The following is a 13,667-nucleotide window of genomic DNA, read 5'->3' as shown; positions in this document are numbered from 1 at the left end:
ACTTGTCATTAATAATTTCTTTCAAGAAATATTTTATAACTAAGTAATTGTTATTTCTTTTTTAGTTCGAAAAGGTCTTTTCTTCTATCTCTAAGATTTTTTACTGCTCCAAATTGGTTGAGCTCTCGCAGCAAATCGATATCTACATCTGCAATAAGAATCATCTCGGTATTTGGTGTAGCCTCGGCTTTGATACCATTTGTAGGAAATGAAAAATCACAAGGTGTAAACACCATAGATTGTGCAAACTGAATGTCCATGTTTTCTACATTTGGTAAATTACCAACACTACCAGCGATGGCAACATAACATTCGTTTTCTATGGCTCTAGCTTGAGAACAGTTACGAACTCTAGAATAGCCGTTTTGTGTATCGGTTAAAAATGGGACAAATAAAATGTCCATTCCTTCATCTGCTAGTAATCTACTTAATTCTGGAAACTCAGAATCATAGCAAATAAGAATGCCTATTTTACCACAATCTGTATCAAACGCTTTTAAGGTATTGCCACCTTGCATTCCCCAGACTTTTGCTTCGTCTGGTGTAACATGAAGTTTTTCGTAGCGTTCTACTGTTCCGTCTCTTTTGCAAAGATAACCAGCATTATACAGCTTACCATCTTTGACTTCTGGCATACTTCCTGAAATAATATTGATGTTGTATGCTATAGAAAACTCTGAAAACTTTTTGATGATTTGCTCTGTATGTTTTGCTAGTTCTCTAATGGCTTCTGGCGTAGATAAATGATTGTCTTTTGCCATCAGTGGCGCATTAAAAAATTCTGGAAATAAAGCAAAGTCCGAACGATATCCTGATAATGCATCTATAAAAAACTCTGCTTGTTGCAATAGCGCATCTAAGTTTTTGTAAGGACGCATTTGCCACTGTATTAAACCTAAGCGTACAATACTTTTTTTAGTAATGGCTTTTTTTGTGGGTTTTTTGTAATAGATGTTATCCCATTCCATTAATACAGCATACTCGTTTGATGCAGCATCACCTTCGAGGTAACCTTTCATCACTTTAGATGGATGAAAGTCATTAGATATCTGAAAATTTAGTACTGGGTCATTAATCTCTTTGTGCTTTACTTTTTCAATATACTCTTTGGGTGTTAGAGTGTCTGAAAACTTATGATAATTAGGTATTCGGCCTCCAAAGGCAATGCCACGAAGGTTAAGTTTTTCACATAATTCTTTTCTATAATCATAAAGTCTTCTGCCTAATCTAAGACCTCTAAACTTTGGTTTAATAAAAATATCTACGCCGTAGAGGACATCTCCATCGCTATTATGAGTGTTGAATGTGTAACCATCTGTAACATCTCTATAGGTATGTTCATCATCTAATTTTGAATAGTCAACAATAATAGACAACGCACAACCAGCTAGTTCTCCGTTTATTTTTATAACAATTTGACCTTCTGGAAATTTATTTATTAAAGATTTAATATGATTTTCTCCCCAAAAGGATTCTGGCATATTAGTATAAGCCATAATCATGACTTGTTTTAATTCTTGGTAATCATCAAAGGCTAAGTATTTTAGCTCAATATTATCGATGTCTCCTATTTTCATTAATCTCTTTATTTATATATTTAAAAAACATGTATTACTCAATTTTTAGAGTGGTTTCTTATTTTTTTAGACTCCAATTACTGATGTTTTTATACAAAAAAGCGGTCCTTAGACCGCTATAAATTGAGAGTCTTAATATTTACTTCTGTAATTCTAAATTGATAATTTTAAATACTTCGTATTCGCCATCATCTTCGTCTACTTCAATTTCGATAACGTATTTAATCTTAAACATTTTGTCTTCAAAACCTGCTGTAGTTAAATCGAATTGTTTTTTTGAAGCTTCATTTTGACCAGAAAACGCATACTGTTTTTCGTCTTTATCTTCAAAATAAAATGTTTGATCTTCGTACTCTACAAACTTTGCTTCAAGTGTAAATACTTCTGGCTCTTGAACTAAACCTAAGCCAATAAACAATGCAATAAATAATGTTTTCATTTTTTTAAATTTTTAAGAGTTAGTAATCGCACGTGCGCGCATCGATTATTATTCTGCAATTTCGAGCATATCGGATTGATCAAAATCTTCAAACTCAAAATCACCATCTTCATCATCGTAATCGTAATCGTCATCATCTATATCATATTCTTCCATTGCAATGACTAATTTTTTACTAATTTTTACGAGATAAATGCTATCATCTGTTCTTACCTCAACGCATTTTATAGTTTCGCCTTGAGCGTTTACAAAAGAAATGATGTCTGTATCGTTATATCCATTAGGATAAGTGCTAACCAATAAGTCTAAAATCTTTTCATTTAGCTTGGCATAATCAACAATTATGCGCTTAAGCTGAATTGTAGTTGGCCTCAATTTTATAAATCTAATAGATATGCAAAAATCAATGGCGCTACAATTGTGGCATCGCTTTCAATGATAAACTTTGGCGTATTAATATCTAATTTTCCCCAAGTAATTTTTTCATTTGGTACTGCGCCACTGTAAGAGCCGTAACTCGTTGTTGAGTCGCTTATTTGACAGAAATAACTCCAAAACGGCGTATCTGTACGTTCCATATCTTGGTACAACATTGGTACTACACAAATTGGGAAATCACCTGCAATTCCACCACCAATTTGGAAAAAACCAATTCCTTTTTCAGAATTATCTGTATACCAATCTGCTAAAAACGTCATGTACTCAATTCCTGATTTTACCGTACTTGCTTTGAGCTCACCTTTCATGACATAGCTAGCAAAAATATTGCCCATGGTGCTGTCTTCCCAACCAGGAACAACAATAGGTAAATTGGCTTTAGCCGCAGCATACATCCAAGAATCTTTAATGTCAATTTCGTAATGCTCTTCTAAAACACCAGACAGCAATAATTTGTACATGTACTCGTGTGGAAAATAGCGTTCGCCTTTAGCTTCGGCATCTTTCCAAATTTTTACAATATGTTTTTGGATTCTACGGAATGCTTCTTCTTCAGGAATGCAAGTATCTGTTACACGATTTAAGCCACGTTCTAGTAAATCCCATTCGTCTTGTGGTGTTAAGTCTCGATAATTTGGTACTCGCTCATAATGGCTATGTGCTACTAAATTCATGATGTCTTCTTCTAAGTTTGCACCTGTGCATGAGATAATATGAACTTTATCTTGTCGAATGACTTCAGCGAAAATCTTACCTAATTCCGCAGTACTCATAGCGCCTGCCAAAGACACTAACATTTTAGAACCGCTTTTTAATTGACTTTCGTAACCTTTTGCCGCATCGACTAAGCTCGCCGCGTTAAAGTGTAAAAAATTTTTTGAAATAAATTGAGAAATTGCACCTTTAGAATTCATTATCAGAATACTTTAATTTATTAACAACTGATTCTTTTTGAGACGAATATAAATCTTCGTTTTCATCATCTTCATCTTGTTCAAAAAACTTATAGCTTAGCATCTTGTAATATAATTTAGCCGCTAAAAAGTCTGAAGATTTGTCTATGTCATTCGGGCATAGTTCCACGATATCAAATCCGACTACGTTTTTTTCTTCAAATACTTTTCTTAAAAATTCTAGAGTTTCGTACCATAACAATCCGCCTGGTTCTGGCGTGCCAGTACTTGGGCAAATTGATGGGTCAAACGCATCTAAATCTAAAGTGATGTACACATTTTCGCCTAAAGCTTCAACAGCGTTGTCCATCCAATATTCGTCTGTATTCATATCCTCAGCAAAGAATACGTTGTCTTCGTTCATTACTGATTTTTCAGAAATATCCATACTTCTTATTCCTACTTGAACAAGATTTGTTGTTTCATTAGCTTCGTACAACGCACAAGCATGGTTGTATTTTGACCCATTGTAAGACTTGCGCAAATCTGCGTGTGCATCTATCTGAAGCACAGATAAATCATTAAAACATTCATTAAATGCACGGATTGCACCAATAGATACCGAATGCTCACCACCAAACATTGTTACAAATTTATTGCGCTTGATGTGTTTTTTAACTATTTCGTGTACAGCATTAACCATAGCTTCTGGCGATGCATTTTCTAAAATTGGTTCCGTTAAATGGATTCCTTGTTTGTACACTTCAGAATCTGTTTCAATATCATAAAGCTCCATATTCTCCGAAGCCTGTAAAAATGCCTCTGGACCTTTATCTGCACCTTTTCCCCAAGTACTTGTACCATCGTAAGGCACAGGACTTAAAACAATTTTTGATGTTTCTAAGTTCGCATAGTTATCCTCGATACCTGCGTAATTTTTTGTAGTATTCATTTTAAAAATTAAATATGTTGTGGTGTAATTATAAATTTGTTGTTGAAGTCATTTTTGCTTCACGTGTAGTTGCTTCTAACTCGTGGTTGATTCCAAAATCATAGCCTAAAATAGATAGCAATTGTTCTGAGGTTTGTTGTTCTGCAAATACAGAAGTTACTATTTCTCCAGCGTCACTTCTATCAATCAAAATATGTTTTGGCGTAGGAATTAAACAGTGTTGCAAACCTCCAAATCCGCCAATTGTTTCTTGATACGCACCGGTATTAAAAAAGCCGATGTATAATGGTTTTTCTTGCGAATATTTTGGTAAATAAATCGCATTCATATGCTGCTCGCTGTTATAGTAATCGTCACTGTCGCAAGTTAAACCACCTAACAAAACGCGCTCATATTCTTTGTCCCAACCTGTAATTGGTAACATCACAAAACGCTTATTAATTGCCCAAGTATCTGGCATGGTTGTGATAAAAGATGAGTTAATCATATTCCATTTCTCACGGTCGTTTTGCTTTTTTTGGTAAAGCACTTCATAGATTGCACCACCAGCTTCACCAACTGTAAAACTACCAAACTCTGTAAAGATATTAGGCACTTCGACGCCAGCTTCATCGCACGTTTGTTTTATTTGATTAATGATTTCATCAACCATATAAGCATAGTCATAATCAAATGCTAAAGAATTTTTTATTGGAAAACCACCACCAATATTCAGGCTATCTAACGTTGGGCATTCCTTTTTAAGATTTACATAAACCTTCATGCATTTTAAAAGCTCGTTCCAATAGTACGCCGTATCTCTAATGCCTGTATTTATAAAAAAATGAAGCATTTTGAGTGTTACTTTCGGGTTGTCTTTTATCTCAGCATTGTAAAAAGGCACTATATTTTTATAGCCAATGCCTAGTCGTGAGGTGTAAAATTCAAACTTTGGTTCTTCTTCTGAAGCTATTCTGATACCTATGTCGTAGGTGTCATCAATCTCTTTATCTAAAAGGCTGATTTCCTCGTAATTATCAATTACTACGATACAATTTTTGTGTCCGTTATTGATTAGACGCGCAATGTTCTTAATATATCTGTCGCGTTTAAAACCGTTACTAATCACAAACGTGTCGTTAGTAATTTTACCCTGAGCTTTAAGATTTTCTACAATATCGATATCAAAAGCCGAAGATGTTTCAATATGTATATTGTTTTTTAAAGCTTCATCTAAAACGTGTTTAAAGTGCGAACTTTTTGTGCAATAACAATAGTTGTAATTACCATTATAATTGTGTTTTGCAATTGCATCTGCAAACCAACATTTAGCTCTGTTAATATTGTCAGAGATTTTAGGCAAATACGTAAATTTTAATGGCGCACCGTACGTTTCAATAAGTGCTTTTAAGTCTATTCCGTGGAAACTTAGCTCGTTATTTTTTAAAGTAAATTCTTCCTGTGGGAAGTCAAAAGTTTGATCAATAAGATCAACGTATTTAGTTTTCATTTTTAAAATTGAAAATATTTAGAATTATTTTGATGTGCTGAAAACAGCAGATTCGAAAGTTTTTCTAAACATTCAGATACGAAAAATGAATATGGTAGATGGACTAAAGGTATTTTCCTCCAACTCTTGGAAAGCAATTTTAATTTCAGAAGTCAGCCTGAAAATTCGGTTTCCTATTCCTAGGACAGCTTTTGGAGTAGACTTCTTTATGCTCCTAAGCCCGAATCTGAAAAAAAATTTCATTAAATAGAGGCAATGCGTTCTTGATTTTTTTGAACTCATTCTGCATGACAAATTTATAAAAAAATTGAATTCGCAAACTTTTTATGACAAAAATTTTAAACTTAAAAAAACACTTGATTTTACTAGTAGATTTTATGGTTTGTACTGAAGTAGAGTGATTTGGTTAATTATTTTTGAGATTATTTAATGTCATAAAACAACTTAAAACCACCAAATCTTGAAAAATTTGATTTAATTAATGAAATTTCGACCTAATCCTAAGTGCTTTATTAATTTTACAATTCGAAATATCTTGATTGGAAACTTCAGAACAAAAAAAACTATATAAAATTCCATGTCCTAAATGCAAAGGACAAGGCATTGTTGCTCAACGAAAAAAAGCTTCAAAACAAAAAACCAAGAGTCAAAAAATCTGTAATAGCTGTAATGGCTCAGGTTTAATTAATTCTTTAGAAACTGTTCCAATAAATTATAAGCTCCCAAAAGTGGCTATTATTGGTGGTGGTATTGGCGGTATGGCATTAGCAGCTGCGTGTTACCATCGAGGTATTCCGTTTACATTATATGAACGAGATAGTCATTTTAAAGAGCGCTCTCAAGGCTATGGACTCACACTTCAGCAAGCCAGTAAAGCACTTAAAGGTTTTGGGATAAATCATTTAAAAGAAGGTATCACTTCAACCAAGCACATAGTTTATAAAACAGATGGCACCGTTATTGGCGAATGGGGAATGCGGAAATGGTTAAAAAACGAAGGCGTAATCGAAGATGAAGTTGTAAATGAAAATCAGATTAAAAATCGTAGTAAAAAAACGAATATTCATATTGCACGTCAAGCACTTCGCCTTGAACTTTTAAATCAAATAAAATCTACAGATTTAGTAAAGTGGAATCATCGATTTGTTAGTTATTCTGAAACTGAAAATGGACAGCAATGTATAAAATTTGAAGTCGAAGGAAATATTATAACTAAAAATCACGATCTTATTGTTGGTGCTGATGGCATACGAAGCACTCTCCGGAAACAACTTTTAGGCAACAATTACAAACCCTTGCGATATCTTGATTGTGTTGTTATTTTAGGTATTTGTCCGTTATCTAATTTAAAAGGAGTGAAAAGCGATTTACTAGATTTAAAAACCGTATTCCAGACTGCAAATGGCAATGAGCGCATGTATATGATGCCTTTTTCTGAAGATTCAATAATGTGGCAGTTTAGTTTTAAGATGAATGAGGAAGAAGCTATTATATTAAGTAAAGAAGGTTCCGAAGCATTAAAGTTTGAAACTTACAAAAGAACCCAATGGCACTCGCCTATTCCTGAAATCATAGATGCTACTCCAGAAAAAAATATTTCGGGCTATCCTGTTTATGACAGAACAACGCTGAACCCAGAAGATTTTATAGATAAAAATGCTGTTACCCTTATTGGAGACGCAGCGCATCCTATGAGTCCATTTAAAGGTCAAGGTGCCAACCAAGCGATGTTAGACGCTTTAGATTTAGCTAAACTAATTACCAAACATCAAAATTGGCAAGAAAAGGGAATACGTAAAACTGTTTTAAACCTATTTGAAAAAAGTATGCTAAAACGTTCTGCCAAAAAAGTAAAAGCTTCAGCAGAAGCTGCAAAACTTTTACATTCTGAAATAATACTTAAAGAGAAAAATGCACCTCGCGGGCGATGATAGCAAATAAAAAAGAGTAACCATTTCTGATTACTCTAACTTAGTAGCGAGGACTGGACTCGAACCAGCGACCTTCGGGTTATGAGCCCGACGAGCTACCTACTGCTCTACCTCGCGATGTAATCTAAAATTATAGAACTTAGTTAATAACTCTCGGTTCATAATACCGACTCTATCATTTTAGGACTGCAAAGATAATACTTTTTTTCATTTATAAAAGTTTTATCAAAAAAATAACCCTCATATTTCACGAAGGTTATTTAAAATATCTTTTTAAATTTTAGTTATCGTCTACTTCTTCGTCAAAAGTTGCTAATTGACCTTTTGTATTTGAAATGTCAATTTCAAAAGTTTTAATATTTGGCAGCTCTGCCTTAAGACTAGCATAGTTACCCGTAAAATTATTATTCCCTAAAACAAGTGTATTTAAATTGTCTAGTTTAGCGATACTCACTGGTAGTTGACCAAAAAAACTATTATTAGCAAGAATTAACTCTTCTAAAGATGCTAAATCACCGATATTACTTGGTAAATTACCAATTAAGTTATTATCAAAAAGACTTAGCACTTTCAAGCTTTTAATTTGAGCTATACTATTTGGTAATTTGCCTGTTAATTGATTACTGCTTAATGTTAAGTTTTCTAATTTAGTTAGGTCTCCAAGTTCTGCTGGAATAACTCCTGTTAAATCATTATTGTATAATTCTAAAGATTTTAAATTAACTAATTTTTTAACACTTCGTGGAATAGTACCTTCAATTTTGTTTGAATATAATCGTAATGCTTGCAGATTTGTAAGCTCAGTTATTTCTTCTGGAAGTTGACCTCCAATTGAGTTAAATGATAAATCTAAAACTTCTAAAAACTGTAAATTTTTGATACTTTTTGAAAGTTCGCCCTGCAAATTGTTAAACATTAATTTTACAGCAACTACATTATCATTTTTTATTGAAACACCATACCAACTGCTAACATCTGAATTTAAGTCCCATCCTTTTTTCCAATTTTTTCCTTCTGTAGAATTGTATAAATCAATAAGTGCATCCTTCTGAATTTGAGGAATACTCGCAAATGAAACCGCCGTAAAAAGCAGACTAAATAAAAAAGTATAAAACGTTTTCATGTTTTGAATGTTTGGGGCGAGGGAACCGTTTTAACATATCAAATATATATAAGAATTTAATGCTATCGATTAAATATTGTATTTTTTCGATGAAATGCACATTTTAAAATAAAGGATGTATAGAAATAATAGATTATTGCTCTATGCTATTTGCATCAATTTGAATTACAGATGTACCATCAGAAATTGCTCTTACCTCAATAGGATTACAGCAAACCTCACAATCCTCAACATATGTTTGGTTCGGAACCGAAACGTCAACTAGCATCGAAATTTCTTCCCAACAATACGGACATTGAAAAAACGTTTCTTCCATATTATTTTTTATAATTCAACGTTTAGTAGTTCGCCACTTATCTGAAGTACTAAAATTTCCGCAATTTTAGCATCATATTTGGCTTGACTTCTACTTAATTCGGCATTTAACAAATTGAGCTGTGCTTGTCTAAATTCTATTGAGGTAACTTGACCAAGTTTAAATTTTTCCTTAGTACGTTCAAAATTATTTTTAGCTGTAGTAATGTTATCTTCTTGAACTTTAAAAATTTGAAGTTTATTTTGATAATCATCCCAAGCATTATTAAAATTTCTTTCAATATCAATCTTTAATTGCTCTTTTTGAAGCCTCTGATTTTCAAGAGCAATTTTAGCATTTTTAACTCTTGTAATTGTGCTTCCGCCATCAAATAAATTCCAAGTTAGGTTGACACCTGCAGAAAATCCAGTGGTTGTATTTTGAAGTAAAAAGGCCAGAGGACTGTTATTACTAGACTCATTCCAACCATATGAACCCGTTAAACCAACTGTTGGCAAGTAGCCAGATTTATTGGCTTTTAATGTAAATTCATTAATTGCAATGTTTTTTTCATTTTGAACCAACGTCACATTATTCTTCAACATTTTTGATAGTAAATCTGTCTTATCTAACTGAATTAAAAACGCTATGGTTGTATCAACTTCAAAAGTATTTGTGATTTTATTTCCAGTGACCACATTTAAATCGCGCTTTGCATTTATTAAATTTTGCTTTGCTGAAATGATGCTAATACTATCGTTATTTATGTCTACCTGTGCATTTAAAACATCAAGCTTTGTGTTTTGACCATAATCGAATTGATATTCGCTTCGTAATAATCTATCTTTTGAAATTTCGATAGTTTCCTCGAGTGACTTTAAATTTTCGCTTTGCTGCGCCACATTATAATAAACAGACAATAATTGAATAGTTGTGTTTTCAATCGTTTCTCTGGCTTGTAACTCTGATAAATTATATTCTTGCTTTAAGCGTTTGTAATCGTAATAACGACCTAAACCATCAAACAATGTGTAATTGAGATTTATGGATGCATTATAACGTCTGGTTTCTGCGCCTTCTGCAACTCTGGTGTCGCCGTTTGCTAATTGCCCTTCAGAATTTTGACGATCAATAGACGCACCAGCTAAACCCGTTAAGGTTGGTAAATATCCAGAGTTTAAAATATCCTGATTGTTCTCTGCAATCTCAACGTTATTATTAGCGATTTGTATGCCATAGTTGTGTTCTAAGGCTAGGGCAACAGCATCTGAGGGTTTAATGACTTGCTGTGCATATGAAATTACTCCTATACAAAAAACAATTATACAAAGATTAATCTGTTTCATCACCCGTGTTTTGTTCTTTAATTGCTCTTTCAACTTCTTCTTTAGATATATGCTCTCCTTTAATTAGCCACTTTTTTCTTGTCTTAAAGCTATTACTTACCGATAATAACAATGGTAAAATAACTAATGTTAGTATTGTAGCAATGCCTATACCGTAAGCGATAGAAATAGCCATTGGTTTTAAGAATTGAGCTTGCCTACTCTTCTCTAACAAAAGAGGTGCAATACCAGCAATTGTTGTTAACGAGGTTAAAAATATTGCTCTAAATCTTACTCGTCCTGCCTCAAAAAGTGCTTCATCAAAATCCATCCCAGATTTTAAAAATGAATTAAATTTTCCGATTAACACTAGACCATCATTTACCATTATGCCTATTAATGCGATTATCCCTAAAGCTGAAAGAATATTTATTGGAAAGTCATGAATCCAATGTCCCCAAGCTACAGCAATAAAACTGAAAGGAATTAATAATAGAAGCATCAAAGGTTGGCTGTAACTTCTAAAAGTAAAAGCAATGACAACGTAGATTAGAAAAATTACTACAGGTACAGTTGTTTTTGCCGAACGCGCCAATTTCCCTGCTTCACGATTTTGACCTTCGTAAGAGACTCCTACTGTTGGATATTTTGACAAGATTTCTGGCATAATATTATTTTGAATATCTAAAAGTATCTCTGCAGCACTACTATTTGGATCTTTTAAATCTGCATTAACTTGAATTTCTCTTTGACCATTTAAATGACTTATACTTTCATCTCCACGCTTAATGCTATAGGTTGCTATTTCTCTAAAAGGAACACGTTGTCCTAGTGGCGAAACTATTCGCATGTCATCCAAATCATTAATAGAAGTACGATTAGTTCTATCGTAACGAACCCAAACTCTTATTTCATCTTGTCCTCTTTGAAACCTTTGCGCTTGAAGACCAAAAAAACCAGCTCTTACCTGACTCATTACTTCTCTTAGATTTAATCCAAGAGCGTATGCTGTTTCATTTAATTTTATATTAATTTCTTTAATACCTTCTGGGTCAGTATCAGTTACATCTGCTAAAAGCGAATTTTTTTCTAAAATTTCCCTTAATTCTGTTTTAGCACTTTTAAGTTCTTCGGTATTATTCCCTAGCAAAGAGACTGATATTGGAGTACCTCCAAAGTTACCTCCAGAACCAAAGGTCAATAATTCCACACCATATACTTCGCCAACTTCTTGTCTTATTGCATTTGTTATTTCTGGAGAGCCAAAGTCTCTTTCTTCACCAGGCAACAAATTTACATTAAGACTTGCTTTGTTATTTCCTGGACCAACACGCTTAGTAATGTTTTCTACGACTTGTTTATTGCTAGTTTGTTTTTTAGTGTATACTTCATTAACGCGCCATGCAGCGTTCTCAACTAAAGTGATTATAGAATCTGTAATCTTAGGATTTGTGCCTTCTGGCATTAATAAATTTATACTCACTCTATCGCTGGCTATGCTTGGAAAAAAAGAAGTTTTAATAATTCCACCTTGATTTGCACCTATGGTTAAAATCATTATAGCTAGTAATATGCTAAACGTAATGAAACGTTGATTAAGCGCAAAACGTAAAACAGGAGTATATAAGTTGTCACGGCAATAAGCCATAAAACGGTCGCCATACTCATTTACTTTTCTAAACTTTACAAATAGTTTAGCTAATCCTTTTTTGTTTTCCTTTTCATCTTTAGACATTGTTACTAAAGCCTTTGAATGAGCTATGTGTGCAGGTAAGATTATTAAGGCTTCAATTAAAGAAACACCTAAGGTTAAAATGACTACCACTGAAACTTCACTAAAAAAGTCACCGATTCTACCTTCTAAAAAAAGAAATGTTGAAAAAGCTAAAACTGTAGTTATAATGGCCGAAAGTATGGCAGGTAAAACTTCCATCGTGCCATCTATAGCAGCTTGTATTCTTGGTTTTCCTTGCTCGTAATGCTGATAGATGTTTTCTGCTATAACAATACCGTCATCAACCAAAATACCAATAACTATTATCATACCAAACAAAGACAATACATTTATAGTTACTCCAAATTGCGCAGCAAATACAAACATGCCTAAAAAAGATATGGGCAAACCAAAAGCCACCCAAAATGCCAATCTTGTATTTAGAAAAATAGATAAAAATAATAGTACTAAAAGAATACCAACAGTACCATTTTCTAATAATAATTTTGTTCTTTGGTTTAAAGTAATAGACGAATCACTAATAACATTTATTTTTACGCCAGAGTATTTTTTATTAAACTCGTCTATATAGTCGTTTACTTTATCAGCCGTAACTATTAAATCTTCGCTGTTTGTATTTGTAATTTCAACATTTACAGAAACATTACCGTTAAAATATGAGGCATTTGGTGTTTCGGAAAATCTATCTCTAATATCCGCTACATCCTGAAGTCTAACAATTGTACCATTTGCTTGTGCCCTAACTGGTAGGTTTGTTAATTCATCTCCATAGTAAGACCTATTGTTTGCTCGAATTAAGTAATCTTCTTCTTCGGTTTTTATATCTCCTCCAGTTGTTAATATATTTGATTGTGATACTGCGTTTGCCACCTCTATAAATGTGAGATTGTAAGCGAGTAAATCATTTTCTCTTACGGCAATTTCAATTTCTTCTTCAGGATAACCAACAATATTAATTTGCGAGATACCATCCATGGCTCTTAAATCGTTCTCAATTTGTCGCCCAATCTGTTTTAAAGATTTAAGTTCAATATTATCGCCACTTATAGAAAAATCTATAGTTTGCCTTATACGTTCTTGTTTGGCTACTACTAAAGGCTCTAATCCTGTCGGAAAATTTGGCACTCGGTCAACTGCATTTTTAACTTCCGCAAGCATATCATCAATATCCTCATCACTTTCAATCTCAATTGTTATACTTCCACCATTTTCTCTAGATGTAGATGTTACTCTCTCAACACCAATTAATCCTTTAAGATTATCTTCAATTTTTAAAACAACGCCTTCTTCTATTTCTGCTGGTGCAGCACCTGGATAAGCAATGTTTATTGAGATAATTTCTGCTTCTTGTAAAGGAAAAAATGAGGATTTAAGCTGAAGCATTCCAAAAACACCAAAAATGACAAAAGCGAGTATCACAACATTAACTGCGACATCGTACTTAATAAAATAAGCTATGACTTTTTTCAT

11 protein-coding genes and 1 tRNA gene are annotated in these 13,667 nt (G+C 33.2%); 1 reads left to right on the top strand and 11 read right to left on the bottom strand.

Features of this window, described 5'->3' with window-relative positions; translation table 11 throughout:
* Positions 1 to 50 precede the first annotated feature (50 nt).
* The 6 genes from ACFQ1Q_RS08400 to ACFQ1Q_RS08375 all read right to left on the bottom strand — a co-directional run bounded on the left by ACFQ1Q_RS08400 (position 51) and on the right by ACFQ1Q_RS08375 (position 5,788).
* The gene (locus tag ACFQ1Q_RS08400; protein ID WP_386129871.1) at positions 51 to 1,577 is read right to left on the bottom strand and encodes a bifunctional GNAT family N-acetyltransferase/carbon-nitrogen hydrolase family protein; all 1,527 of its coding nucleotides are present in this window, start codon (positions 1,575 to 1,577) and stop codon (positions 51 to 53) included.
* 139 nt (positions 1,578 to 1,716) lie between these two features.
* Positions 1,717 to 2,016: a hypothetical protein gene (locus ACFQ1Q_RS08395; protein WP_386129869.1), complete on the bottom strand. Its 300-nt coding sequence runs from the start codon at positions 2,014 to 2,016 to the stop codon at positions 1,717 to 1,719.
* A 48-nt stretch (positions 2,017 to 2,064) separates the two neighbouring features.
* A complete protein-coding gene (locus ACFQ1Q_RS08390; RefSeq protein WP_386129867.1) occupies positions 2,065 to 2,391 on the bottom strand; it encodes a hypothetical protein in 327 nt (108 codons plus the stop codon).
* Between the two features lie 2 nt (positions 2,392 to 2,393).
* Positions 2,394 to 3,368 carry a deoxyhypusine synthase family protein gene (locus tag ACFQ1Q_RS08385; protein WP_386129865.1) on the bottom strand — a complete coding sequence of 325 codons (975 nt, stop codon included), beginning with the start codon at positions 3,366 to 3,368 and terminating at the stop codon, positions 2,394 to 2,396.
* Complete coding sequence (speB, locus tag ACFQ1Q_RS08380; RefSeq protein ID WP_386129864.1) at positions 3,358 to 4,299, bottom strand: agmatinase; 942 nt, start codon at positions 4,297 to 4,299, stop codon at positions 3,358 to 3,360. Before speB ends, ACFQ1Q_RS08385 begins: the two co-directional genes overlap by 11 nt.
* Before the next feature lie 28 nt (positions 4,300 to 4,327).
* Complete coding sequence (locus ACFQ1Q_RS08375) at positions 4,328 to 5,788, bottom strand: arginine decarboxylase (RefSeq protein ID WP_386129862.1); 1,461 nt, start codon at positions 5,786 to 5,788, stop codon at positions 4,328 to 4,330.
* Between the two features lie 539 nt (positions 5,789 to 6,327).
* On the opposite strand from ACFQ1Q_RS08375, the gene ACFQ1Q_RS08370 reads away from it, so the two are divergent.
* Positions 6,328 to 7,719 carry an FAD-dependent monooxygenase gene (locus ACFQ1Q_RS08370; protein ID WP_386129860.1) on the top strand — a complete coding sequence of 464 codons (1,392 nt, stop codon included), beginning with the start codon at positions 6,328 to 6,330 and terminating at the stop codon, positions 7,717 to 7,719.
* A 44-nt stretch (positions 7,720 to 7,763) separates the two neighbouring features.
* On the opposite strand, the gene ACFQ1Q_RS08365 is transcribed toward ACFQ1Q_RS08370, so the two are convergent.
* From ACFQ1Q_RS08365 to ACFQ1Q_RS08345, 5 genes are all read right to left on the bottom strand, one after another.
* Positions 7,764 to 7,836: transfer RNA gene (locus ACFQ1Q_RS08365), tRNA-Met, on the bottom strand.
* 163 nt (positions 7,837 to 7,999) lie between these two features.
* Positions 8,000 to 8,842, bottom strand: a complete 843-nt coding sequence (locus ACFQ1Q_RS08360) for a leucine-rich repeat domain-containing protein (protein ID WP_386129858.1) — start codon at positions 8,840 to 8,842, stop codon at positions 8,000 to 8,002.
* A 133-nt stretch (positions 8,843 to 8,975) separates the two neighbouring features.
* Complete coding sequence (locus ACFQ1Q_RS08355; protein WP_386129856.1) at positions 8,976 to 9,158, bottom strand: CPXCG motif-containing cysteine-rich protein; 183 nt, start codon at positions 9,156 to 9,158, stop codon at positions 8,976 to 8,978.
* Positions 9,159 to 9,166: 8 nt separating this feature from the next.
* Positions 9,167 to 10,483 carry a TolC family protein gene (locus ACFQ1Q_RS08350; protein WP_386129854.1) on the bottom strand — a complete coding sequence of 439 codons (1,317 nt, stop codon included), beginning with the start codon at positions 10,481 to 10,483 and terminating at the stop codon, positions 9,167 to 9,169.
* Positions 10,470 to 13,667, bottom strand: coding sequence for an efflux RND transporter permease subunit (locus tag ACFQ1Q_RS08345; RefSeq protein WP_386129852.1), 3,198 nt, complete (start codon positions 13,665 to 13,667; stop codon positions 10,470 to 10,472). Before ACFQ1Q_RS08345 ends, ACFQ1Q_RS08350 begins: the two co-directional genes overlap by 14 nt.

Origin of the sequence: Winogradskyella litorisediminis (assembly GCF_042675765.1) — a bacterium.
Taxonomy (GTDB): Bacteria; Bacteroidota; Bacteroidia; order Flavobacteriales; family Flavobacteriaceae; genus Winogradskyella; species Winogradskyella litorisediminis.
This window is presented reverse-complemented; position numbering and strand designations above follow the sequence as displayed.

Coding starts and splice junctions, on each gene's coding strand:
- ACFQ1Q_RS08400 (WP_386129871.1), bottom strand. CDS start 1,577: ATGAAAATAGGAGACATCGATAATATTGAGCTAAAATACTTAGCCTTT.
- ACFQ1Q_RS08395 (WP_386129869.1), bottom strand. CDS start 2,016: ATGAAAACATTATTTATTGCATTGTTTATTGGCTTAGGTTTAGTTCAA.
- ACFQ1Q_RS08385 (WP_386129865.1), bottom strand. CDS start 3,368: ATGAATTCTAAAGGTGCAATTTCTCAATTTATTTCAAAAAATTTTTTA.
- speB (WP_386129864.1), bottom strand. CDS start 4,299: ATGAATACTACAAAAAATTACGCAGGTATCGAGGATAACTATGCGAAC.
- ACFQ1Q_RS08375 (WP_386129862.1), bottom strand. CDS start 5,788: ATGAAAACTAAATACGTTGATCTTATTGATCAAACTTTTGACTTCCCA.
- ACFQ1Q_RS08360 (WP_386129858.1), bottom strand. CDS start 8,842: ATGAAAACGTTTTATACTTTTTTATTTAGTCTGCTTTTTACGGCGGTT.
- ACFQ1Q_RS08355 (WP_386129856.1), bottom strand. CDS start 9,158: ATGGAAGAAACGTTTTTTCAATGTCCGTATTGTTGGGAAGAAATTTCG.
- ACFQ1Q_RS08350 (WP_386129854.1), bottom strand. CDS start 10,483: ATGAAACAGATTAATCTTTGTATAATTGTTTTTTGTATAGGAGTAATT.
- ACFQ1Q_RS08345 (WP_386129852.1), bottom strand. CDS start 13,667: ATGAAAAAAGTCATAGCTTATTTTATTAAGTACGATGTCGCAGTTAAT.